General features: G+C 40.4%; 25 protein-coding genes. 16 read left to right on the top strand and 9 right to left on the bottom strand.

Going from position 1 to position 24,110, the window contains the following annotated elements:
- Window position 1: 1 nt before the first annotated feature.
- Together EHQ16_RS18685 and EHQ16_RS18680 are read left to right on the top strand one after the other, a co-directional pair.
- Window positions 2-1,444, top strand: a complete 1,443-nt coding sequence (locus EHQ16_RS18685) for an NADH-quinone oxidoreductase subunit N (protein WP_135632788.1) — start codon at window positions 2-4, stop codon at window positions 1,442-1,444.
- Between the two features lie 101 nt (window positions 1,445-1,545).
- Window positions 1,546-2,079, top strand: coding sequence for a cupin domain-containing protein (locus EHQ16_RS18680; protein WP_135632786.1), 534 nt, complete (start codon window positions 1,546-1,548; stop codon window positions 2,077-2,079).
- Between the two features lie 70 nt (window positions 2,080-2,149).
- Here EHQ16_RS18680 and recJ read toward each other — a convergent pair whose 3' ends face one another.
- Both recJ and EHQ16_RS18670 read right to left on the bottom strand, forming a co-directional pair.
- The gene (recJ, locus tag EHQ16_RS18675; RefSeq protein ID WP_135632784.1) at window positions 2,150-4,120 is read right to left on the bottom strand and encodes a single-stranded-DNA-specific exonuclease RecJ; all 1,971 of its coding nucleotides are present in this window, start codon (window positions 4,118-4,120) and stop codon (window positions 2,150-2,152) included.
- Window positions 4,108-4,428 (bottom strand): bactofilin family protein, encoded by a 321-nt coding sequence (locus EHQ16_RS18670; protein WP_002973855.1) that lies wholly within the window; start codon window positions 4,426-4,428, stop codon window positions 4,108-4,110. The genes recJ and EHQ16_RS18670 overlap by 13 nt, the downstream gene beginning before the upstream one ends.
- Before the next feature lie 150 nt (window positions 4,429-4,578).
- Between EHQ16_RS18670 and EHQ16_RS18665 the strand changes: the two genes are divergently transcribed.
- The 10 genes from EHQ16_RS18665 (at window position 4,579) to EHQ16_RS18620 (ending at window position 15,541) form a co-directional block, all read left to right on the top strand.
- On the top strand, window positions 4,579-4,905 hold the full coding sequence (locus EHQ16_RS18665) for a hypothetical protein (RefSeq protein ID WP_135632782.1): 327 nt from the start codon (window positions 4,579-4,581) through the stop codon (window positions 4,903-4,905).
- Window positions 4,906-4,981: 76 nt separating this feature from the next.
- Entirely contained in the window at window positions 4,982-8,278 is a 3,297-nt protein-coding gene (locus EHQ16_RS18660; RefSeq protein WP_135632780.1) for an efflux RND transporter permease subunit, read from the top strand.
- A complete protein-coding gene (locus EHQ16_RS18655; protein WP_135632778.1) occupies window positions 8,279-8,902 on the top strand; it encodes an inorganic pyrophosphatase in 624 nt (207 codons plus the stop codon).
- Window positions 8,899-10,224: a TolC family protein gene (locus EHQ16_RS18650; protein WP_135632776.1), complete on the top strand. Its 1,326-nt coding sequence runs from the start codon at window positions 8,899-8,901 to the stop codon at window positions 10,222-10,224. The genes EHQ16_RS18655 and EHQ16_RS18650 overlap by 4 nt, the downstream gene beginning before the upstream one ends.
- 6 nt (window positions 10,225-10,230) lie before the next feature.
- Window positions 10,231-11,412, top strand: a complete 1,182-nt coding sequence (locus tag EHQ16_RS18645; RefSeq protein WP_135632774.1) for an efflux RND transporter periplasmic adaptor subunit — start codon at window positions 10,231-10,233, stop codon at window positions 11,410-11,412.
- Between the two features lie 50 nt (window positions 11,413-11,462).
- A complete protein-coding gene (gene lexA / locus EHQ16_RS18640; RefSeq protein ID WP_135584124.1) occupies window positions 11,463-12,071 on the top strand; it encodes a transcriptional repressor LexA in 609 nt (202 codons plus the stop codon).
- 36 nt (window positions 12,072-12,107) lie between these two features.
- Window positions 12,108-12,398: an LA_1448 family UV-C exposure upregulated protein gene (locus tag EHQ16_RS18635; RefSeq protein ID WP_135632773.1), complete on the top strand. Its 291-nt coding sequence runs from the start codon at window positions 12,108-12,110 to the stop codon at window positions 12,396-12,398.
- 1 nt (window position 12,399) lies between these two features.
- On the top strand, window positions 12,400-13,764 hold the full coding sequence (locus tag EHQ16_RS18630; protein WP_208742327.1) for a S41 family peptidase: 1,365 nt from the start codon (window positions 12,400-12,402) through the stop codon (window positions 13,762-13,764).
- Complete coding sequence (tsaD, locus tag EHQ16_RS18625) at window positions 13,764-14,789, top strand: tRNA (adenosine(37)-N6)-threonylcarbamoyltransferase complex transferase subunit TsaD (RefSeq protein ID WP_135632769.1); 1,026 nt, start codon at window positions 13,764-13,766, stop codon at window positions 14,787-14,789. The genes EHQ16_RS18630 and tsaD overlap by 1 nt, the downstream gene beginning before the upstream one ends.
- On the top strand, window positions 14,786-15,541 hold the full coding sequence (locus EHQ16_RS18620) for a CDP-alcohol phosphatidyltransferase family protein (protein WP_135600654.1): 756 nt from the start codon (window positions 14,786-14,788) through the stop codon (window positions 15,539-15,541). Before tsaD ends, EHQ16_RS18620 begins: the two co-directional genes overlap by 4 nt.
- Here EHQ16_RS18620 and EHQ16_RS18615 read toward each other — a convergent pair.
- Entirely contained in the window at window positions 15,538-15,855 is a 318-nt protein-coding gene (locus tag EHQ16_RS18615; RefSeq protein ID WP_135632767.1) for an STAS domain-containing protein, read from the bottom strand. The two genes, EHQ16_RS18620 and EHQ16_RS18615, sit on opposite strands and share 4 nt — an antisense overlap.
- Window positions 15,856-15,940: 85 nt before the next feature.
- Between EHQ16_RS18615 and EHQ16_RS18610 the strand changes: the two genes are divergently transcribed.
- Genes EHQ16_RS18610 through EHQ16_RS18600 form a run of 3 tightly spaced genes read left to right on the top strand, consistent with a single transcriptional unit; the run spans window position 15,941 to window position 18,892 of the window.
- A complete protein-coding gene (locus EHQ16_RS18610; RefSeq protein ID WP_135632765.1) occupies window positions 15,941-16,897 on the top strand; it encodes an MBL fold metallo-hydrolase in 957 nt (318 codons plus the stop codon).
- Window position 16,898: 1 nt separating this feature from the next.
- Entirely contained in the window at window positions 16,899-18,395 is a 1,497-nt protein-coding gene (glpK, locus tag EHQ16_RS18605; RefSeq protein WP_135632763.1) for a glycerol kinase GlpK, read from the top strand.
- Window positions 18,396-18,439: 44 nt separating this feature from the next.
- Window positions 18,440-18,892, top strand: a complete 453-nt coding sequence (locus EHQ16_RS18600) for a hypothetical protein (RefSeq protein WP_135632761.1) — start codon at window positions 18,440-18,442, stop codon at window positions 18,890-18,892.
- Window positions 18,893-18,898: 6 nt separating this feature from the next.
- Here the strand turns inward: EHQ16_RS18600 and EHQ16_RS18595 are convergent, their stop codons facing one another.
- The 6 genes from EHQ16_RS18595 to EHQ16_RS18570 form a co-directional block, all read right to left on the bottom strand.
- Window positions 18,899-20,077 carry a flagellar motor switch protein FliG gene (locus EHQ16_RS18595; RefSeq protein ID WP_208742311.1) on the bottom strand — a complete coding sequence of 393 codons (1,179 nt, stop codon included), beginning with the start codon at window positions 20,075-20,077 and terminating at the stop codon, window positions 18,899-18,901.
- Window positions 20,074-20,319 carry a hypothetical protein gene (locus tag EHQ16_RS18590; RefSeq protein WP_135600649.1) on the bottom strand — a complete coding sequence of 82 codons (246 nt, stop codon included), beginning with the start codon at window positions 20,317-20,319 and terminating at the stop codon, window positions 20,074-20,076. Before EHQ16_RS18590 ends, EHQ16_RS18595 begins: the two co-directional genes overlap by 4 nt.
- Window positions 20,320-20,325: 6 nt before the next feature.
- Window positions 20,326-21,492: an iron-containing alcohol dehydrogenase gene (locus tag EHQ16_RS18585; RefSeq protein ID WP_004789281.1), complete on the bottom strand. Its 1,167-nt coding sequence runs from the start codon at window positions 21,490-21,492 to the stop codon at window positions 20,326-20,328.
- Between the two features lie 82 nt (window positions 21,493-21,574).
- Window positions 21,575-21,901, bottom strand: coding sequence for a flagellar biosynthesis anti-sigma factor FlgM (locus EHQ16_RS18580; RefSeq protein WP_135632759.1), 327 nt, complete (start codon window positions 21,899-21,901; stop codon window positions 21,575-21,577).
- 21 nt (window positions 21,902-21,922) lie between these two features.
- Window positions 21,923-22,645 (bottom strand): 16S rRNA (cytidine(1402)-2'-O)-methyltransferase, encoded by a 723-nt coding sequence (gene rsmI, locus EHQ16_RS18575; RefSeq protein ID WP_135632758.1) that lies wholly within the window; start codon window positions 22,643-22,645, stop codon window positions 21,923-21,925.
- Complete coding sequence (locus tag EHQ16_RS18570) at window positions 22,635-23,375, bottom strand: LIC11073 family putative lipoprotein (RefSeq protein WP_135632756.1); 741 nt, start codon at window positions 23,373-23,375, stop codon at window positions 22,635-22,637. Before EHQ16_RS18570 ends, rsmI begins: the two co-directional genes overlap by 11 nt.
- 42 nt (window positions 23,376-23,417) lie before the next feature.
- Between EHQ16_RS18570 and EHQ16_RS18565 the strand changes: the two genes are divergently transcribed.
- Window positions 23,418-24,110, top strand: a complete 693-nt coding sequence (locus EHQ16_RS18565) for an LIC_20245 family lipoprotein (protein WP_135632754.1) — start codon at window positions 23,418-23,420, stop codon at window positions 24,108-24,110.

Genomic DNA, 24,110 nt, shown 5'->3' with positions numbered 1-24,110 from the left:
AATGTCATATACTCCTTCTGCCAATGATCTAATCGCAATATCTCCCATGCTCATTCTTTGTGGGGTGGCTTTACTTTCCCTTGTGGTTCAATTTTTTGTTCCGAATGAAGAAGACTCCAAACCTTTATGGGTTCTTTCCATTCTCGGAATTCTTGGTGCTATGTATGCCTTATACCATACCACTGGTTCCCCTGGGTATGGCAAATTTTTTGGCTCACAGATTTCCCTAAGTCCTCTGACTGTATGGCTCAGTGCTATTTACTTGATTGCTGGTCTTATCACACTTCTCGTAGCTCCACCGTTTTTATCTCAACACAAAACATTATTTCCTGAGTTCTTTCCTCTGCTTCTTTTTTGTTTGTCGGGAATGATGTTTCTGACCTCAGGTTATGATTTTATTGTGATCTTTGTTGGTTTAGAAATCCTTTCTTTAGCATTGTATGTAATGATTGGAATGGCTCGTTCTTCTGTGTCTTCTTTGGAAAGTGCCATGAAATACTTTTTACTCGGATCTTTTAGTTCTGGGTTTATGTTACTGGGAATTGCTTTTTTGTATGGTGGATCGGGAACCACAAATCTTGACGGTGCCCTTAGGGGTCTTTTTATGAAAGGTTACGAATCTAATTTTTCTAAATTAGGTTTTGGTTTGTTTTTAGTGGGTGTATCCTTTAAAGCAGCTCTTGTTCCTTTTCATTCGTGGACACCTGATGTGTATGAAGGTGCTCAAACACCGATTACCGGTTTTATGGCTAGTGCCGGAAAAGCATCTGCTCTTGGTTTAATCATTGTATTGTTCAATCATGTTCCGATTGGTGCGATAGGTGAGTCTTGGAAAACACTTATGGGTGTGATTGCCCTTGTTTCCATGACTTGGGGAAATATCGTAGCTTTGAGACAAGAAAATCTCAAACGGATGTTAGCTTATTCGTCAATTTCCCATGCTGGTTATATTGTGGCTGGAGTGGTGTCTGGGGCAGGACTCGAAGCACTGTATTATCTGTTTTCTTATTCCCTTCTGAATTTGGTTGCCTTTGCCATCATTTCTTATTTGGAACAAGGGAAACATGAAGTCACTGTGGAAGGGATTTCACATTTAAGCGGTGAACATCCGTTAACAGCTCTTTCTTTATCCATCGTTTTTTTATCCTTTGCCGGGTTTCCTCCCTTCATTGGATTTTGGTCCAAACTTTTCCTTTTGCAAAAAATTGCTGAGTCAGACTTATTATTCAACCGGATCCTTCTTTTCGGTGCCGTGGCAAACTCTTGTGTGGCTTTCTACTATTATATGAAGATCACCATCCAATCCTATATGAAACAGGAAACGGGGGCAGTGGCCGGGGTTCGTGACCTGCCGAGTATGCCAACCCTTGGGTTTTTGGTTTTTTTACTCAGTGTGTTTTTTACTGCTGGTTGGCTTTTCTTCCAACCAGGTGCTTTGTTATAAATCCTTAAATCTGTTATAGTGGAAATAGTTCCAGGATAACGAAAAACGGATTGATCCAAATCTTGGGATCTAGAGACTAGTCCAAAGGTAGGTATTTTCATATGGCAACAATTATTAGAAAAACAGAAACCCTGACAGACGGTGATGTGATTAGGGCCTTCCTTGTATCCAAGGGACTTGTGTATGAATCCTATAAAACACCGGAAGCACTAGACATCGTCCTTGCTCAAAAGGGACTCAGCGATGCAGAAAAAGCAGAAGTTCTTTCTGGTTTGGAATACCGATTTGACCAATTGAAAAAAGATCATGGTTATAAGGCAAACGATCTAGTTGTGCTTCATGATGAAGTTCCTGGAATCCAGGACATGTTAGCCAAATTTGACAAATTACATATCCATACTGACGAAGAAGTTCGTTATATCATTGATGGAAGTGGGGTTTTCGGATTTATCATCGATGGTGAAAAATTTGAAGTCCATGTAGGGAAGGGAGATTTTATTTCGATCCCGGCAAACACGAACCACTGGTTTACTCTAGACCAAAATTTAAGAATCAAAGCAGTTCGTTACTTTAAAGACAATTCTGGATGGACTCCTGTTTATGTGGATGAGTCCAAGGTTCTTGTTAACGCTTGATAGATTGGGAATTCTTTCGGATCTGAAGGAATTCTCGAAAAAATCTAAAGAATTTTAGAAAGTAAAAACTTTAGTTTGATTGGGTGGAATTTTCCGCCGCGATTCCAAACCACTCCACAATGAACTGTAGGGTGGTTCTTCCCTGATAAAAATTCTCTTCCAAACTTCCTACCAAATCAAAACTTCCATGTCCCGACATAAACTTTTGGAACTCTTCACCTTTATTCCAGATCATATACTTTAAGGATCCACTCCCAATTAAGTGGAACCTAACATGTTTTCCCCCGCTGAGTGGTGTTAGGTGGATGGCTTTGGCATTACGAATGGCAAGTTTGATGTCTGGATTCCCTTGCCCAAAGGGTTCCAAATCTTTCCATTCTTTTAACAATCGTTCTCCCATTTCTTCCGTAAGGACGGTAAAGTCAGTTTCAATTGAATGAGTGTTTTCTCTTTCTTTATCTTGGGCCAACCATTTTCCTGCCGCATCATACAATTCGGCTTCAAAGGCGGGAATTTTATCAATTTGGATGGAAAATCCTCCTGCTTCTGGATGGCCTCCAAAGTGTAAAAAATGGTGAGAGAGTGATTCAAGGAGTTCGAGAACATTTTCTTTGTCATAAGAACGAATACTTCCTCTCGCATCACCATTGTCAGGTGCTAGGAAAATTGCAGGTTTTTTATATGTATCGACCATTCTTGTGGCAACAATTCCGCTGACACCGGGTTCCATATCAGGTTCATAACAAAATACAATTTCTTTCGTAGTTCGTTCTGGTTTCCTTGCGAAATAACGTTCCACCCTATCCATATTACGTTTGGTTCTTTCTTTTCGTTCTTCATTGATAGAAAGAAGTTGTTTGGCCTTTGTTTTGGCATCTGTTGCGGTTTCAGATAAAAGTAAGGAAACTGCTTCTTCTGTTTTTCCCATTCGGCCTGCGGAATTGAGAACAGGTCCTATCGACCAACCTAGGTCTTTTGTTGTGACACCCTGAGGGCTAAGTTTCAGTTCTCTTAAAAGTTCAGACAAACCTTTTCTTTTTTTATCACCTGCATAAAGTTTGGTGAGAGAATTTAAAGCTAATTTTACAAAATGACGATTTTCCCCAATGAGCGGCATCATATCGGTAATGGTTCCAATCCCTGCAAGGTCTGTTTCTTCTTCTAAACTAGAAAAAAAATCAGGGATTTTCGAGCATTGGTAAAAGAATAATTTTCGTTCCGTATCTACCGGGATGGGTGTTACAAAATCTTCTGGATAGGGAAGGATTGATTTTTCATCTAAGGAAAAAGATAAAAGTGATTCTTCTTTGATTTTGATTCCATTTCGGAAATAAACTAAACTAGTTTTTTCTGATCCTTCTTCTACTTCTGTTTTTACATAGACCCTACCATATTCATCACTCAAACGAAAGAGAATGGCAGATACTAATTTAAAAGATAAAACAGCTGTGCAGATTTTTTTTTCTGGATAGATTGAATCTGTTCTTCTTGGATTCACCAATGCACAGTTAGTGGGAATACGAACAGGCACTTCATGATGGTCGAGAACGATCACTTGGATTCCTGTGTTTGTCAGTTCTTCGATTTCATCGGCTTGGCTTGAGCCGAAGTCGAGTGTCACAAGAAGGTCTGGTTTTACTTTTTTAATTTTAACGAGAGCTTCTTTACAAAGACCATAAGGATCACTTTCAGAGGAAACCATTACCTCTAAATTGATATTGGAAAACTCCTTGTGAGATTTTAAAAAGAAGGCAAGTAAACAAGTCGAACTTACTCCATCCGAGTCTCTGTCTCCGTAGAGTAGAATTTTTTTTCCTGCTTTTGCAAAACTTAAGATCAGTTCAACAGCATCAGATAAATCGGGTAGGGAATAGGGAGAATGTAAACAGGAAAAATCAGAAGAAAGAAGTTCCTTGGGATGGATGTTACGAAGGCCCTCTCTTTTATCGACTAAGTAACGTAAGAGGGGGCGTTTGGAATCAACTTTGGTTCGAACTTCGGCTAGTAGTGGCCCGAAGTGAACCTTGGTTACATGATGCAATTGCCAATAATTTTGGATCCGAATTCGACTTCGAGTCCAGGAGTTTTGATATCGCCTACGACCTTACCATTTTTTTTAAGTTCCACTTTTTCTTTGGCGTCTACATTTCCTTTTAGGTTTCCGTGAACCACAAGGCTTCCTACTTCTACATCGGCTTCTACATCGCCAGTTTCATCAATGATGAGTTTCCCTTGTGAAGTGATTGTGCCTTTGAATTGCCCTTTGATTTTTAACGTTTGGTTGAAGGAAAGGGTTCCGCGAAACGTGATGTCGTCGCTAATGATAGTGTCTATAGATTCGTCTTTCATCGGTAGGGATAGTCTTGTTTGACTCTCGAGTTTTGGCAACTACACAAGTATTTGTAACCAAAAGGAAATGGAAAAAAGTTCATATTTCCAGGGTTTTCTCTTGAGTCTATGGGTCGATTCTTGAACCTGGGTGTCAGATAGGAAAAAATAGTGAAAATTAGGCGCTTCTGGAAGTCGGGATTCATCCTGCTTTTAGCGGTTTTCATCAATCTGAATCTGGTCGATGACCGGTTTGTTTCTCCTCTCGAAGATTTGGACTTTCAATACCAATCCTACGAGTTAGAAGAAACGACTCGTGTTCTTTCCTCATCTAAAGAATCCAACCAAGTTTTAAAACTAGTTCCCACTTGTCGGATCCAACCGCCGATCAAAATTTCTGTCCTTCGTTGGTCTACTCTCTCTACTGAAACTCTCTTTTTTCCTGAAATTCTCATCTTATTTCACTTTCTATACCTCCCACCACCGTTTTTGGCTTAATCGTTGCATGTAGATTAGGCTTAAATCCCAACCTAATTTTAGGTTTCGGGGTGTAATTGAATTTGAAATAGGGATTATGTTAGAAAAAATCATTCAGTTTTCCATTCACAAAAGGGCCACCGTCCTTGTGATCACGGCAGTACTCACCATTGTTGGATTTTATAATGCTCTCAATTTATCTATTGATGCGATTCCGGATGTAACCAACGTCCAGGTATCGGCGGTAACTTCTGTTCCAGGTCTCTCTCCTTTGGAAGTGGAACAATTTATCACTTATCCCATTGAACTAGAGTTTAACGGGATGCCAAAAGTTACGGAAATTCGTTCGATCTCAAGAACAGGTGTCAGTTCTGTCACCGTTATCTTTGAAGACGGAACGGATATCTACTTTGCAAGGCAACTTGTGAATGAAAGGCTAAAACAGGCGGAGAACTTCATTCCGAAATCTTACGGAAGGCCGGAGTTATCACCTATTGCTACGGGTCTTGGTGATATTTATGAATTTGCCCTTGTATCCGAAAGCCACACTCCTGAAGAACTTAGAACCGTTATGGAATGGGAAGTCGCAAGGCAACTTCGTTCTGTAAAAGGAATCATTGATGTAAACGTAGTGGGTGGGGATGCCAAACAATTTCAAATTAAAATTGACCCCAAACGATTGTTATCTCATAATTTGACACTTTCTCATATCACAGAAGCCCTCGAAGGTGCCAATGTGAACTTGGGTGGAGGGTATATCCAAAAAGACGAAGAACAATTTGTAATTCGTGGAGAAAGCCAATTTAAGTCGATCGATGACATTGCAAGGTTGTCAGTAAGAACATCAAGAGATGGAATTCCACTCACCCTCGGTCAAATTGCAAAAGTGGAAACGGGGCCAGCACTTCGTTTTGGACTGAGTACTATGAACGGTAAACGAGAAGTTGTGGGCGGGACTGCCATGATGTTACTTGGCAGTAACTCCCTTCAAGTCGTTAGTCGTGTGAAAGAAAAAATGAAAGAAATTGAATCTCGTCTACCACAGGGGATGAAAATTCAAGTTTATTATGACCGGTCTGAATTCATTGGTCGAACTCTTTCGACAGTATTTACAAACTTAGTAGAAGCGGCTATCATCGTTTTAGTTTGTCTTATTTTGACATTAGGTACAGTAAAAGGAGCCTTTGCCGTTGCCCTTGCCATTCCGGTTTCCATGATGGTGGCAACCATTCTGATGAATGCATTCGGGATTGTGGGAAACTTAATGTCACTTGGAGCCCTTGACTTTGGTCTCCTTGTGGATGGTTCTATTGTGATGTTAGAATCCACTCTCCATGGGTTTTTGCTTCGTAAAAGTTTTTTACTTTCGAAAACTTCCGCCCAAGATATGGAAGATGGAATGGAAGAAGTGATCATGGAGTCTTGCATCAAAGTGGTCAGGGCTTCTGCATTTAGTGTGGGAATCATTTTACTCGTATATTTGCCGCTTATGACACTCGAAGGAGTGGAAGGTCGGATGTTCCGCCCGATGGCTATTACCGTAGCTTTTGCGTTAGGTGCTGCTCTTCTTTATTCCATCACTACCTTTCCGGCTCTCATGTCTTATATTTACAAAAAGCCAATTTTACATGAGTCAGCTTTTTGGGACAAATTCCAAACAAAATATGCTGAAGTCCTTATTTACGGGATGAAATTCAAACGTCAATTTGCTTATGCAGGGATTGGTGTCGTTTTATTATCTTTTGTCCTCGCATCCACTCTTGGTTCTGAATTTTTACCTAGGATTGATGAAGGGGAAATAGCTATCGATATCAAACGTTTGCCTTCCACTGCCATCAACCATTCACGTGACTTAAATCTAGAAATGGAAAAGGTCATTTTGAAATTTCCTGAAGCAGTGAGTGTTGTTTCCAGACAAGGTCGTGGTGAATCCGCTGCCGAACCAATTGGTTCAGAAGAAGGCGAGATGATGGTCAAATTGAAACCTAGAAAAGAATGGGTTTCTGCACACGACCGCGAAGAACTGATGGAGCTAATGAAAAATTCTGTGAACCAGAATGTTCCTTCTTCTTATATTAGTTTGTCGCAACCAATCGAAAACCGCGTCAATGCATTGTTATCCGGTTCGAAAGCTGATATTGTAATCAAAATTTATGGAGATGATCTAAAATCTCTAAAGGCAATCGCAGACAATTATGCATCCAAAATCAAAAAAATTCCAGGTGCTGCTGACTTAAGAGTTCAGAAGTTACTGGGATTGCCACTTCTTGAAATCAAAATGAATCGCGGAAATATGGCTCGTTATGGGGTTCGCGCGGAAGAGGTGCTTACCACAATTGAGACCCTTCGTGTGGGTGCCAATGCGGGAAAGGTTTACGAAGGATATAAAAGGTTCGATTTAATTGTAAGGTTAGATGCGGATTTAACAGACATTGGTGTGATTGAAAATGTTCCCGTCATGACGGAGCTCGGCGGAACTGTTCCTTTAGGACAGGTCACGGACATTACGATGACAGAAGGTCCTGCTGCCTTATACCATGAAGGTTTGAAACGTAGAATTCTTGTCGAAGTAAACGTTCGCGGACGAGATATGATTGGGTTTGTGAATGATATGCAGGCAGCAACACAATCCATTGAATCTGGATTGCCACAAGGGTATTATGTGGATTGGGGTGGTCAGTTTGAAAACTTCACTCGCGCTAAAAACCGATTGGCGATTGTGATCCCGATTGCGGGTGCAATTATTTTTGCGATGCTCTTTATTGCTTTTGGAAGTGTCTATTATGCATTAGGAGTATTTATTTTAGTGCCACTGTCACTTTCTGGCGGAATTTTATCCCTTGTGTTTAGAGGCCTTCCCTTTTCGATTCCGGCTGGGGTTGGGTTCATTGCGGCCGCCGGTATTTCCGTTTTAAATGGGGTAGTTTACGCCTCGGCTCTGAAAGACCAATTGAAAGTCACTCGTGATCCATCCAAAGCGGTCGTCGAAGCAGCGGTTTATACGCTCCGAGCTGTTGCCACCACAGAACTTGTTGCTATCATTGGATTTTTACCGATGGCCATTGCTTCTAGTGCGGGTGCGGAAGTACAAAGACCACTTGCCACTGTGGTAATGGGTGGGGTTCTTGTTGCGACTATCTTATCTCGTTTTCTACTTCCTATTGCTTTTGAGTTTTTAGTCAAACTCGCACAAAGACAAGAAAGTCGACAAATGGAAAGAGAACGTAAGATGAATGAATACTTTGTAGAAGAAATGAAAAAATACAAAGCCTTAGAAATTCATGGAGACCACGGACATTCACATCATGATGAACCATATCAAAATGAAACTTCAAACGAAGATGATTCTAAATCAAACAAACAAAATCAAAAATCAAAGAGAAAGAGGACTTAAATGAAACCGAACTATTACGTAGCACACCCTTGGCATGGATTGGAACTGGGACCAAAGGCTCCCGATGAATTGGATGTATTCATTGAACTCACTCCTCAAGACACAGTAAAATATGAAATTGATAAAGCGTCTGGATTCATTCGAGTGGACAGACCTCAAAAGTATAGTAACCGTTCCCCAACTTTATATGGGTTCATTCCTAGAACATTTTCTGGAGAGGCTTCTGGAAAACATTGTTCGGAAGTAGTCGGAAGGCCTGATATCATTGGTGATGGAGATCCTATCGACATTTGTGTTTTAAGTGTGAATCCCATCACTCATGGAAATATGATTCTGACTGTAATTCCAATCGGGGGACTACGGATGATTGATAAGGGTGAAGCTGACGATAAAATCGTAGCGGTTTTAAAAGGGGACGAAGTGTTTGGAGAGATCAAAGACATTTCGGAAGTTCCGAAAGCTCTCGTCAACAAACTGCACCATTATTTTTTAACTTATAAGTTAGATCCAAACTCTCCATCTACAGGAACAGTAGAAATCACAGAAGTGTATGATCGTAAAGAAGCCATTAAAGTGATTCAGTTTGGGATCGAAGATTATATAAAGAAATTTGTAACTGTATGAAGTTAATAAACAAACTTTTGATTCTATTCCTTTTTGGAATTCATTCATATTCCGTTTTCCCAAAAGAAAAAGCAGTGTATGAACTCCATTCGAAAGATGAATTGTTTTTTCTTGGTGAAGATTCTCGTGCCCAAGATTCTAAAGAAAAATGGAATCTGGATGAATTGGAAAGTTTTGCTGTAACTAGTAACCCTTTGTATCTCCGTGAAAAACAAAACATTGGTATGGCAAGGGGAGATATCATTACTGCAAGTTTGTATTATAACCCAATTGTGAATATGCAACAGCAGTTTATGGGTGCTTCTGCCAACGCAGCAACCGGAAGGGCTGAAACTTCACTCATATATAACCAACCTTTTGATATGAGTGGGGTCATTCCACAAAGAGAGAAAGTCGCCAAACAAGAGTTTCTTGGAACAATTGCGAGTTTCCGCGACTTTGATCGTTTGTTTCGCCTTCGCCTTCGTCAGAACTTTTGGACTTATTTATACGTTACGGAACAGATCAACTACCAAAAGGAATTTTTGGAAAACTACCAAGACCTTTTGGATTTAACCAAACTCAGAGCGGAAAAGGGAGATATTTCCTTTTTGGAATATGACAGGCTTGCTCTGGAACGGGTTCAAATCGAAAGAGAGTATCGGAATGCAAGGATTCTTCGTGCCCAAGTGGTAAAGAACTTACGAGTTCTCATCGGAATCTCCGATATCAACTCTCCTTTGACCATCAAGGGAAGGCTTGAGTTTATTTCCACTCGTGAGTTTGGAATTGAAATCAACGATTTCGATATTGAAGAAAGACCTGATTTAGTAGCATTGAAAATTCGCCAACAAAGAGAGAGGATGAATATCGAATTGAAAAAACGAGAAATCATTCCTCCTTTAACCTTGGGAGTTGAATTTTTAAATAAAGGGAATGAGAATGTAACGGGTGTATATGCGGCGACTGCCCTTCCTTTGTTTGATCGAAAACAAGGGGAGATTTTAAAGTCAGAAGAATCTTATAAAAAATTAGGATTCGATGTAGATGCCAAACGAAACGAAATCATTTCTGAAATTTCAGCGGCTATCAAGGAATTACAAGCAAGAGAATCTCAGTTACTTGACTACCAAAAGATGGGACTCCTAGAAAAAAACAAAGAAGTCCAAGAAAAGTCCAGGCTTGCTTACATTCGGGGTGCTTCTAACTTAGTAACTTTTTTAGAGGCGGAGAAAAACTATCTCAGTGTTCTTCGTAGTTATTATGAAATCATTTATCTCTATTACAATGCTTTGGAAGGATACAAAGCTTCTATCGGAAAGATGGATAGCTCGGAGTTTTAAATTTATATGAAAACAGAATTCAATTTTAAGAATATTAGATCTTTAAGTATCCTCGTTCTTGTAGGAAGTTTAGCTTATTTTGGGTATACTAAGTTTTTTGGGGCTGGTAAAAAAACAGAAGCATTGACTGATGATAAATCCAAATTTGTGATCTCTCAAGAAATTCAAAAAAACCATCCATTTTCCCTAGTATATTTGGAAGAAAAGGCTTTGGAAGAAGAACTTCAACTCCCGGGAACCGTATCTTATGATATGAACAGTGTGGCCAAAGTCGGATCTCGTGTGAGTGGACGAATTGTACAGGTGTTTGTAAAGGAAGGGGAACATGTTAAAAAAAGTACTGCCCTTGCTTCCATCCAATCAGTAGAACTAGGAACTACAGAAGCCAATTATCTAAAAGCAAGAGCAAGGCTCGAGGCTTTGAAAGTACAAGCAGACAGAGCTAAAGATTTGTATGAAAGAAAAGTGACCTCTGCCAAAGAATATGAAATGTCTCTTATGGATTACAAATCTGTAAAAGCAGAAATGGAAACATCACGTAATGCTTTGGAAAATCTTGGATTAAATGAATCAGAGATAGCAAACTTAGAAGCAGGGAAATACAATTCTAAAAACTTATACATTAGAACGCCAATTTCTGGAACTGTTACTGAAAGAGAAGCCATCATTGGCCAAGCTGTGAATGCTCGAGATAATCTTTTTACTGTCGCAGATTTGAGTGTATTATGGATCAATTTAGAAGTTTATGAAAAAGATTTAGCTTCCATTCGAGTGGGAAACGAAGCAAAGGTCATTCCGATTGGATCTAAAGATGATTCACTAAAAGCAGTGGTTTCTCATGTGGGAGATGTGATTGATCCCATTAAAAAAACTGCCGAAATTCGTTTGGAAGTAAGAAACTCTCGTGGAAGGCTTCGTCCCGGACAAAGCGTAACTGCAACTGTTGTGGGTGCGATGGTGGAATCATCGGTAAACAAAGCAAAGGTGATCCCTGCTGATTGTATTCACAAAATTGAAGGTGAAAATTTTGTTTTTGTTCGCAATACTGATGGATCTTTTTCTGCAAAAAAAGTGGGAGTAGGAAAAACTTATGACCACTGGGTAGAAATCACTTCTGGAGTGGAATCAGGGGAAGCCATTGTAGAAGAAGGAAGTTTTGTTTTAAAAAGTGAGTATTTAAAATTATAACTCCTAGTTTTTTGTTGACATAACGCCTATTTCCTAGTTATCTGTTTAGTATGAAAGATCTCACGGAAAAACAAGAATCTGTCCTACAATACATAACGGACACAGTGCGCGAGAAGGGGTTTCCACCCACCATCCGTGAAATGGGAGATCAGTTTGGAATCACCGCCAAAGGTGCTTACGATCACTTGAAGGCGATTGAAAAAAAAGGTTACATTCGCACTTCAAAAAACCAAAGCCGAGCCATCGAACTTTTAAAAGGGAATGCCGAAGAAGCACTCCTGGTTCGGGCTTCTGGAATTCCTCTCCTTGGCCAAGTGGCTGCCGGTTCTCCAATTTTGGCAGAGGAAAATATTGAAGAATACATTGCCGTTCCCGATGGAATGGCCGCCAAACCGGGAACTTTTGCTCTTCGGATCAAGGGAGATTCCATGGTAGAAGCCGGAATTAGTGATGGTGACATCGCCATCATCCAAAAAAAAGATACGGCAAGAAATGGGGAAATTGTTGTGGCCATGATTGAAAACGAAGCCACTCTCAAGGTTTTTTACAAGGAAGCAGACATGATCCGTTTGGAACCGAGAAATGCAAAATTAAAACCCATTCGCACCAAAAAGGCTACCATAATCGGGAAACTAATCGGTCTTTACCGCATTTACTGATTGACCAAAGCCCCGTTCAGAGTGAGTTTAGAAGGGATGTCGAAACATCTCTTCTTTCTCCCAACATTTTTATTACTTTCACTTCTTCTCTCTTGCGCTCCCAAAAAACAAGAAATTGACACTTATGATCTCAAACGTGTATTGGAACGGTTTGCACAAAACCGAATCCAAACGGGTCTTATGGCAGATACCAAAAGGCCTACACCGGCAGACAGTGTTTTGTTTGAAGAGGCTTGCGAAGTATACCGGTTGTCCATCCCTGAAGCCAAAGAAATGTTAAAAAAAGAAAACAAAGGCCTATACGAGTCAATTTATGGAAATGAATAAAATTAAAATCTCTGAACGTTTGGTTTGGGGCAGTATAACTGCCTGTTTGGTGGCTCTTGTTTTTTTTATTAGTTCAGAAAAAGTAAAAGCAATTTCAACTGATGGGGAAAAATACTTACAGATTCTACATGAAGTAGTTTCCTATATTGAAAATGATTATGTAGACCCACAAGAAGAGAAAAAAATCTATACTGGTGCCATTCTTGGCGCCTTACAAAGTTTAGGTGATCCACATACAAGGTTTTTAGACACAGATGAATTTGGTGAATTACAAAATGAAACCAAAGGAAGTTTCGGTGGGATCGGTGTTGAGATTAGTTTCCAGGAAAATGCTTTTATCATAGTGGCTCCGATTGAAGGAACACCGGCTTGGAAGGCTGGTCTCCAACCCCAAGACAAAATCATCGAAATCAACGGCAGAAGCACAAAGTCTGTTTCTCTTTCAGAATCAATTGGAATGATGCGAGGAGAAGTGGGTTCTTCGATTTCTATGAAAATTGAAAGAAAAGGAATCAAAGATCCTTTTGTTGTGAACTTAGTCAGAGAACTCATCCAAATTCGATATGTAAGGTCGCATTACCTGCCAGAAACAGAAACCGGTTATATCAAACTGGTTCAGTTTATGGGAAAAGAAACCACCGCAAAAGAATTTGCTTCTGCGGTATCTGCTATGAAAGAAGCAGGGGCCAAAAAATTGGTCATCGATTTACGGATGAATCCTGGTGGGCTTTTGGATTTAGCCATTGACCTCGCCGATTTGTTTTTACCTCCCGAGGCGGACATTGTGTCAGTAAAAGGACGTGGTGGTGTTCTTGTAAAAAGTTATAAAGCAGATAAAAAAGATAAAAAGTTTTTAGAGATTCCCGTTGCCATTTTGGTAAATGGAGGATCCGCCAGTGCTTCTGAAATTTTAGCCGGTGCTTTAAAAGACAACAAACGTGCGATTGTTGTGGGAACCCAAAGTTTTGGGAAGGGGAGTGTTCAATCCATTTTCCCACTTTCCGGTGGGACAGGTGTTGCCATCACCATCCAAAAATACTACACTCCTTCTGGAGTTTCCATCCATGGAAAAGGGATCACACCGGATTATATCGTAAATCCTATTGCCGCTAGTGAAGATGAAAAATATGCTTTGGAAAAACTTTTTAAAAAGAATTTGATCCGACCATTTTTAGAAACACATGCGGAATACAACGAAGTGGCTCTGAATGATTTTGCGAGCTTACTTAAAAAAGAAAACATTACCATTTCTGATTCGGTAACTCGTGTATTTTTGTTCAATGAAATGAGGGCCGGTACTTCTAATTCCAAACCTAGATTGGATTTGGATACCCAACTTGCAGAAGCCATTCGTATTTTAAAATAATGGCCTACGGGTTAGGAATCGAATCCAGTTGTGATGAAACTTCCATTGCCATCGTTCGCGATGGAAAGGATCTTCTTTCTTTAAAAGTCTATAGCCAAATCGATTCCCATTCTCCTTATCGGGGAGTGGTTCCTGAGATTGCTTCGAGAGCCCATTTAGAAAAAATCAATTCTCTACTTGCAGTAGCGATGGATGAATCAGGGATCGAATACTCTGATTTGGAGTATGTGGCTGTTACCAGTTATCCGGGGTTAGTTGGGTCTCTTATGATTGGGGCACAACTTGCTCGTTGTATTTCCCTTGTGTATGGAATTCCGATTGTAGCAGTCAATCATCTAGAAGCCCACTTGGCAGTGATTGGTTTGGAAAGGGATCTTCCTCCCTTTCCTTGGCTTGGGGTTCTTCTATCTGGAGGAAATTCGTCTATCTATCTCTACAAAGGATTTGGTGATTTGCAAATACTAGCCGACACAAGGGACGACTCGCTTGGAGAGGCCTTTGATAAGGTCAGTGCGGTTCTAAACCTTCCTTATCCCGGCGGCCCTTATTTAGAGGCAAAAGCAAATGTTTTCATTCCGGCCAAAGGAGAGGGGAATCCTTTTCCCAAACTTTTAAAAGAAGACGGGGAAGATCTCATTCGGTTTTCCTATAGCGGCCTGAAAACCGCTGTTCTATATTATCTCAAAGCCCACTCGGAAAATCCTCCGGTGGAAAAGATCTCTTACTTCTTTCAAAAAACTGCCTTTGAACTGGTCACTCGGAACATCCGGAAGGCCATAGCCAAAACGGGAATTCGAACGGTTGTGGCGGCAGGCGGAGTTCTTGCCAATGAAACCCTTAGGAACCAACTGGAAAAAGAAAAGGAAAGGTCAGGGTTCGACCTATTTTATCCTGGCAAAAAAATTTACTGCACAGATAACGGAGCGATGGTGGCATGTCTTGGATACCACCTTTGGAAACAAAAATCTTTTGTGGGGCTCGACTTTAAGGTTAGTCCCAAACGAAACTTTGAACAAATAATATGAAACTAAAATTAACTTGGATTCCGAATACACTCACATTAGGGAACTTAACTTTAGGTTTTGTTTCGATGCTCCTTGTCGCAGAAACAAATCCCTCCCAATCCAACTCCCATGAACTTTACACTTTGGCAGGAGTGTTTATCATCTTGGCCGCGTTATTCGATGGTTTTGATGGGATGGCCGCACGTGCTCTTAACTGCACAAGTGAACTTGGGGCTGATTTGGATAGTCTTGCTGACCTTACTACCTTTGGGATTGCTCCTGGTTTTTTATCGTACAAAATGTTCTTTTACGATATCAAACTCGATATCTTTGACAAACCTGATTATTTTCCACTAGGGATGTTCATTGCGGCTCTTTATCCGATTTGTGCGGCTTATCGGTTGGCTCGTTTTAATGTAGCACATGATCCGAAATCTTTTAATGGACTTCCGTCTCCTGTGGCAGGGGTTGTGATTGGAATTTTCCCTCTTGTGTTTTCTGTATCCCAAGTCCCTGTTTGGACGGCGGTTCTATTTTTTGTCATTACGGCTCTTCTTATGGTTTCGACTCTTCGTTATAGCAAACCACAAGTGGCGATCCGAGGGCTTTTCTCTTGGAAAAAATTAGGGATTAGTATCATAGGGCTTGGTCTTTTGTTACTCGCCATTGGATTTTATAGATGGCCCTACGTGATGTATGGTGCTGTGGGATTTTATGTATTTTCTGGAATTGTTTCCTTTCTCATCCAAACCATCCAGGACTACCGGGTTTAGGTTTCTTCTTTTAATTGGAATATATCCAGTAGGTTGGCAACAGTAAATATGGTTCGTACTTCTTCCGAAAGATGGATGATGCGAACCAGTTTGTTTTTTTCTTTGGTCCAACTATAGGTATGGAGAAGGATTCCAATACCCGAAGAGTCTAGATAACTCAAATTTTTAAAATCGAAAACTAGTTCCTGAATTTCAGGTGTGTCAATTAAGGTTTTGATATCTGCTTTCAGTTTGGGTGTGTCTCGAAGGGACAAGGATCCTTCCAGGAGGACATTGGCCTTTTGATTCTCACGTTTGATTTCATACTGAAACATAACTTCAGTTAAGACAACATCTGAAAGAACCAAATACAATCAAAAAACGTTTGATTTTTCAAAAAAGGACTCTAGAAAAAGAGCAATGAAAATCAAGTTTTGGGGTGTCCGCGGATCCATTGGTTCACCCATTCGGCCTGAAAACGTAAAACATAAAATAGAAAAAATTCTCTCTTTGGCAAGTCCAACGGACATTCAAAACGAACAAAGTATTCATAGTTTTCTTAATTCTTTAAGTTTTTCTTCATCATCGACTTACGGTGGTAATACGACCTGTGTCGAAATCCGCGACAAAGAAGGGAATTTAATCATCATCGACGGGGGAACTGGGCTTAGGGAATTGGGAAACCAGATGATGGCCTCCGAGTTTGGAAAAGGTACTGGGCACGCCTATTGGATTTTAACTCATACACATTGGGATCATATCCAAGGCATTCCTTTTTTTGTTCCTCTATTTTTACCAGGGAATCATTTTGAATTTATCTCTTGTATGAATGATGCAGAAAAAAGATTGGAACACCAGTTTGTATTCACACACTTTCCTGTATCTTTTGATCACTATGCTGCCAACAAAACTTTTCAGTATTTAGAAGAAGGGGAAACTATCTCCCTTGGCCCTAACATTCAAACCTTTAGTAAAGCAGTGCGTCATCCGGGCGGAAGTTTTTCATATCGGTTTATGGAAGATGGAAAGGCAATTATTTTTGCCTCTGATGCAGAATTCAATTTGGAAGAGATGGAAAACATAGATACTTATATTGATTACTTCCGAGATGCAGACGTACTTGTTTTTGATACACAATATACCTTTGAAGAGTCACTTCAAAAAATCGACTGGGGTCACAGTTCCGCATCCATTGCAACAGACATTGCCCTTCGTGCGAAAGTTAAAAAATTAGTGATGTTTCATCATGATCCTTCTTATGATGATGAAAAATTAGACTTGGTATATTTACGAGCTCTCAAATACAAAGAGATGTTTGATCCGCATGGTAAATTAGAAATCATTATGGCGTATGAAGGTTTGGAAATAGAGGTTTGAAATGGCAAAAAAAAGTTATATTATTGGGATAGATGCAGGTACTACAGGGATCAGAACGTTTTGTTTTAACGATAAAGGGAAAGTAATCTCTTCTGCTTACCAAGAATTCAAACAATACTATCCAAAACCAGGTTGGGTAGAACATGATCCAGAAGAGATCTGGGTCAAAACTCAAAAACTCATTGGGCAAGCCATTAAAAATGGAAATCTAAACCCAAAAGATGCTGTTGCCATTGGGATCACAAACCAAAGAGAAACATCTGTGGTTTGGGATAAAAAGACCGGCAAACCAGTGTATAACGCTATTGTATGGCAGTGTAGAAGGACATCTGATATTTGTAAGGACTTAAAAAAACAAAGTTTGGAATCCAATTTCCGAAACAAAACGGGTCTTGTTTTGGATGCTTACTTTTCGGGAACCAAAATCCAATGGATCCTTGATAACGTAAAGGGTGCTCGTGCCAAAGCAGAAAAGGGTGATTTGTTATTCGGAACCATCGACACATGGTTATTATACAAACTCACAGGTCATAAAGAACACAAAACCGATCATACCAATGCCTCAAGAACTCTTCTTTTTAATATCCAAACCAAAGAATGGGATGAGGAACTTTGTGAAATTTTAAGAGTTCCTATGTCGATGCTTCCGAAAGCATTCAATTCAAAAAACCTATTTGGATTCACATCCAATGTGAAATCACTTCCCGATGGCATTCCCATTTCTTCTCTCGTCGGTGACCAACAAGGGGCTCTCTTTGGACAACTTTGTACAGAACCTGGAGAAGCCAAAAACACTTATGGAACTGGATGTTTTTTACTCTTTAATGTGGGAGATGAATTTAGAATTTCAAACCAAGGTCTCATCACAACCCTTGCGCTTGGTCCTGAAGGGAAAACAGTCTATTGTTTGGAAGGATCTGTGTTCATTGGTGGAGCAGTGGTTCAGTTTCTCCGAGATAACTTAGAGTTTTTCAAATACTCGAAAGATTCTGAAAAACTAGTAAAGGCCATCAAAACCAAAGATGATTTGGTTTTTGTTCCTGCCTTTGCTGGGCTTGGGGCTCCTCACTGGGACCAAGAAGCCCGTGGTGCTATCTTTGGTCTTTCGCGTGACACGAGTCCCGCACAGATCACAAGAGCTGCACTCAAAGCCATTGCCTTACAATCCTATGAACTTGCCCATGCCATGGAAAAAGAAACGGGAAAACCATTGAAGTTTTTACGTGTGGATGGGGGAGCCACTTCGAATGCATGGCTTATGCAGTTCCAAGCAGACATTCTCGGAACCAAAGTCATCCGACCACAAAATGTTGATACAACAGTGCTTGGTGCCGCATACCTTGCAGGACTCGAACGTGGTTTTTTTAAATCGGTTGCTAGCCTTAGAAAAGAAGAAACCAAAACAACCCAATTTCTGCCTAAGATGAAAGAATCGGAACGAAAAGAAGAAATTGATAAATGGAACTGGGCGATTTCACGAGTGAAAACAGGAAATTAGTTTGGTGCGGTTCTCTAAGGTTGAATGGTTATTAGGTAAAGAGTGTGAATGTTAATCAAATGATGAAAAAATTAAAAAAAATCCACCTAATCATTTTCTTACTGTTTTTAACAATCAGTTCGCTTGATTCGATTAACTTCCAAAAGGTGAAACCAAATCTCAATTGTAAATTTAAACCAGGGTATTATATAGAAACAATTCACTTTGGTGAAAATACCCTTGTCATTCATGTTGAAATCACTGAGGAATTGATCAACTTTCATCGAGTGATCGATCAGTTGTATGTAAAAAATAAATTAGTTTGGACTGGTGATTGTGAATTTGAAATGGTAACTTTGGAAATTACGGATCCTATCTTATTGGATTCTGATTGGATTGGAAAAAGAACCAATTACAAAGCTGTCGCCATCGATAATAACATTTATAACTATATAAAAATTGAAAAAAATGCAACAAGCCAAACCTTAAAATTCCAAGGTAAAAGTTTTCCTCATTAGCAATCATTAGTAATCAAACCAAAGAAGGGAAAATTCAAATGGTTTTCTCTCTTTGGTTACCCCACCACCAACAAGAAAAATTCCCGTTGTATAGTAGGGAATTTCAATGAGTAGGTTCGGTGGCAACCGATGGAATTCGGTTGTTTCGATTTCTTTACGAGACAAGAAAAAATCAAATCGTAAGGCATCGATCCAGTCGTTCGTTTTAAAAAATAGTTTGGTGGTTGTACGTCCATAAAACTGAAGCGAGTGACCATCTATAAAAAAATTAAACTTTTCGGAACCTGTAAAGGACACTTCTTCTTTTCGTTCCTCTTCGCCATTTTCCCGGTAAGTAAAGATACTTCCTTCTTCGTAATAGATATTCCTTGCAAATCGTTTGAAGAGTTCTGTTTCTATGATGGAAATCAAATCTTCTCCCTCTGGAGGTTTTTTTGATGGCCCATCTAAAATTTGTTTCATTTTGTTTTTGGAGATAGAAGAACGAACCACTTCCATGACTGGTTTGGAAAGACTCGGGAGAATGGATTTGGTATACCTTTCGTCGTGGTCACGAAGTATCTCTTGTAAAAAGTTTCCATGAATGAGTGGAATCATTTCTACAGTAAACATCTGTTTGTTTAAGAATTTGGCAAATTCTGGTTCATGGCGAAATAAATTGGAAACAATTGTTTCTTCTTCTTTTGGTGTTCCTGAAAATAGAATGGATACCAAACGAAAGAGGTAAGTTTTACTTTTTACATCAAAATACAGAGACTCAATTTTTTCCCGCACTAAGTTTTCAGAGAGTTCTGGGTTTATGATGTCTCTAAGTGATAGATACTTTGCCGATTGGAACTTGTCTCGTTTTCCACGGTAAAGAAAGGATGGGGAGTTACGGATTCCGCCAATCTGAAAGGTTAACGGGAAAAATCCTGGTTTTGGTTTGGATTCTGTATCTTTTGGGACTTTCGTACTACCCATGTAAGTTGGTGTAAAAACAGATTGGGAAACAAAGGTTTGTCTGTTGTATTGTAACTCGTATAAAAATTGAGGAAAAAGAATTGGGTCGGAAGTCACAGAAGGTAGTTCTGGGATTTTTTTCTTTGGGATAGGGTAGAAGGGGTTTTTGTCCGTTTGGAACCGAGCCACAGAGTCAGCAGTGGCTAAAAAGAAATGGTAATTGTTTCCTTGCCTGTAAATCAAAGGGGTGGAGATTTTTTCAGTTTTTTCTGAATTCGAATCCGAAAGTGTTCCCAATTATAATCTGTTTTTAAAATTTCCAACTCATTTTCCACACCAAACCGCATGAAGTCATAAATCTCTTCATGTTCCATTCCGACTACAATCGATAGGTCTTGTATGACTCTTTGTAATCTTCTGGCATCACGATCACTGAGAGTAAAGGTTTCTAATAGTTTTTTTTCGAATTCCGTCAGTTGGATCAAGGGAACCTAAAACGCAGCCACAAGGATGGTTTCGATTTCATTTTTAGGAAGTTCTCTAGGAAGACAATCAAGAAACGAGTAGGTAGCAGCCAAGGTTGCAATCCCTGGAAGGTCGATTTTTTTCACTTCGTATTCGGACAATCTTTGAGGAATGCGAAGTTCTAAATAAATTTTACGAATTCCTTCTACCGCTTTGATCGCAGCCTCAATCACGGAAATATTGGTGACATCTTCATCCAGAGCCCTTGCAATCATCACGTACTTACCAGCAGATGAGGTGAGATTGTATTCCATTACGTGTGGGAGAAGGATCGACATACTTTGAAAGATATCAAGATTGGTAACGGTTGTTACTGCCAGTGACAATGCATAACAAAGTCCAAGGCTACTTGTGGATTGTGCAATCCCTGCAAGTAAACTTGCTGCATAAATGGAGTTCTTCGGTCCAAGGTTTCTTGGTTCCCGAATGGCTGGCACAATGTTTTTGGAGATAAGTTCGATGGAACGTAGTGCCGTGGAGGACGTGATCTCATTCGCATATTTGGAAAGGATACTGTCTACGGCCGCTGATAGAATGGAGATTCCCGTTTTTGCGGTTTCGGAACTAGACATCCCGGCTCCAATTTTCGGATCAGAGACAATGAGTTCTGGAAACGCCCATTCGTGAGCAAAATACTTTCTATTTTTATCTTTATCATCTACGATGGAAAAGAAAGGAGAACATTCGTTTCCGAGTAGGGGTTTTGTCGGAACTACAATTAAAGGAAGGCCTTTTTTCTTAGGTTGTTTTTTACCGATGAGTAATTCTTCTGCAAATAAATCATTGGTAGCAAGAAGGGATGCCGCCTTACCTGCGTTTACTGATTCAAAGGAACCATAAGCCACCACACAATCGGCATTGGAAATTCTAAGGAAGTGAGCGCAGGAATCTAAATCTTTGAAATGAACTCGGTCAACAATGTCATCATAGATGATCACACCTTCTGCGTGTTTTTCGAGACTAGTTTTGATGATGGAAAGTTCTTCGGCGTTTTCTAGTTCTTTCTGTGTGGTGATAAGAACCACTCGAGACCCAATGTTTTTGACAAAAGATCCGAGTTTGTATCCACAATCGATTTCGAAGTGAATTTTTGGAGGAAATTGAAAATTAATCCATTCGGGGAGAACTGGCATACGATCCCCTAATTATGATTCGGCGGAGTTAGAGAAATCCTCGGAGAGGACAATAAAAAAGGATCCCTCACCACCCGTCCTTTTACTGTTGTCCGAGGAAAGTTGACGCGATTTGGTCGGAGATTTTATCCAACATCTCTGTTGAGAGATTGTCGTAGTCGCCGTTTTTCAATCGTTCTTTGATCGCTTTGATTTTTTCCGTACGATCTTCTTCTGGAGGAGCTTGTACGATTTGTTTTGCGATTTGTTTTACTTCTGCTTGAAGTTTTGCTTCCGATGCAATTTTTTTAGCAGCGTCAGAGATAGAAATTGTATCTACCGGAGCTTGTGCTTCCGTTTCTTTGGGGCTTTGAGTTTTTTTGGGTTCGTATCCGTAACCACCAACTCGTCCTACTTTGTCGACGTTCATATATTTAGTCCTCTTCCTACATCACATATCGGAGGAATCCGAATTTCCCTTAAGTGTTTTTTTTCGATGATTTAAGAGAAAAACAAACTCTCCTTTGGCGTTTGGCGGTTCTTTTGCCAATTCCCTAGGATTTGCATAGTAAAGTACCTCTTCAAAGGTCTTTGTCAACTCCCTTCCCACAAGAACCTCCGTTTCCGGAAATAACTCTTCGAGCATTGGATAGAGTCTTGGCAGTTTGTGAACCGATTCATAAAAAACCACAAGTCCATCAATCTCCGATGCTCTTTCTAATTCTCGGCGTTTTTTACTCGGTTTTTCAGAGAGGAATCCCAAAAAATACGTGGGATTGACCTGAAATCCAGAAACAGAAAGTAATGCGGTCAGGGCAGAAGCTCCGGGCACGGGAACTATCCGGATTCCTTTTTCCCGAGCAGTGCGAACCATTTGGCTTCCTGGGTCCGAAACCCCCGGGGTTCCTGCATCGGAAACTAGGGCCATCGATTTCCCACTCATGAGTTGTTCCAGGACATTGGCGTAAGGTGATTCGGAACTATCTTTATAAAGTGCAAGAACAGGAGTCACAATTTCTAATTTGGAAAAAAGGGAACGGGTTTCTTTGGCCGATTCACAGAGGACAAGATCGACTTCTTTAAAAATTTCTAGGGCTCGTAGGGTGATGTCTCCCAAATTTCCAATTGGGGTCGCCACTACATAAAGAGAACCTTTCTCTCGTTTATGGGCCAACGTACTGGCATCCAGGAGGGGATTGTCCTGCTGGACAAGAACACCCAAGGTCATTATTCCCCTTCGTACAAGGGTTACATGCGGTTCCTAAAGCACAGGCTGAGGGAGTGCCACAAGCCGCATTGGCGCAAATGGTAGTATTACAACCAGTCCCTACAGCACAAAGGGTTTGGATGTCATTTACCTTATTGGGAATGGCGCAAGTACTGGATGTGGTGGATGGATTGGAGATGAGTCCACCCGTGAGCATCGAACGCAAAGTAAAGTTATAGATTTGGCATTTTTGGAAAAATTCAGCTCCCGGGGGAGGAACAGCAAAACGAATCCTTTTGGTCACAATCTTTGAAGACTCTGTGGAAGCTTCGTAAGGTAAGTGAGGGAAACTTGGTTGTACCCCATCTTCCAGCCATTCCCCTTGGACAGTTTGGATGATCCCAGGAAAGGCGGTGGTCACATAGAGATTGTAACCTAAAAACTGAGGTTCCCGGTTCGTAACATAATAACGAAGGATGTATTCCGGTCTAGGATCTACATTGTAATTGAGAACATCTGTTTGGTAGTCATTGGTGATGTTGCTATTGACAGCAACCACAGAAAGGATCTGCGGCACACTGGGAGGAACTAGAAAAACAAAGGGTGCTACGGGCGTATCTGTATTGATTCCACACCTAAAAAAAGAGAGTAAAGATATGCAGATAAAGTAAAGTGGATGTAAAGAGGGAAAACGCATTCTATTTCTCGTTGCCCTTCCAAGTTTTCAGGAATTCAATCTATGGGAATCCAAAAAAAATTACTCTTTGTCTCCATTTCTCTGATTGGGCTTTTTTTTCTCATCCTCCTCGTTATGGGTGGAGAAGATGAAGAAGAGGCTCGCCGTAAAAAAGAAAGAGGGTCGCAGGCCCTAGCCCTATTTGGGGGAGGATCTGGCACCCCAAAGGGAACCAACCGCCTGGGTGTTCGCGGGGAAGAAGCTGGCTCCATCTTCGATTCCGACTATTACAATGCTGGTGGGATGCGTTATGAAGAAGATAACAGTCTTGCGGGGTCGGAAGCAGGAGAAGTTCCCATCAATCCGCAAACAGGAAAACCCTATCCTCCAGAAGCCATGCAGGCCTTTGAGGAACTTCGGGAACAATTTCCGGACAACGATTTGATCCCAAAACGATTGACTCCCGAAGACAAACAAAAGCAGTCCGAGTTCAACCAAAAACTCTCACGTGCCACAAATTCAGTGTTTGGTGGTTCGCCTAATGCCACAGACATTACCTTGTATTACAACCATGTAAAAAAACAAGGGAAGGACAGATTGGAAATTATCAACTACTTGATTGAATCCCAAGGAGGAGATGATCCAGAGATGGATAAAAAGTTCCAAGAGATTTTAAAAAATATCCAATACCAAAACGAACAAGTGGAAAAGGAAGCATCGAACGCTTTCCAAAAGGCAGGAATTTCTTCTCCTTAG

Origin of the sequence: Leptospira kanakyensis (genome assembly GCF_004769235.1) — a bacterium.
In the GTDB taxonomy this organism is placed as follows: Bacteria; Spirochaetota; Leptospiria; order Leptospirales; family Leptospiraceae; genus Leptospira_A; species Leptospira_A kanakyensis.
This window is presented reverse-complemented; position numbering and strand designations above follow the sequence as displayed.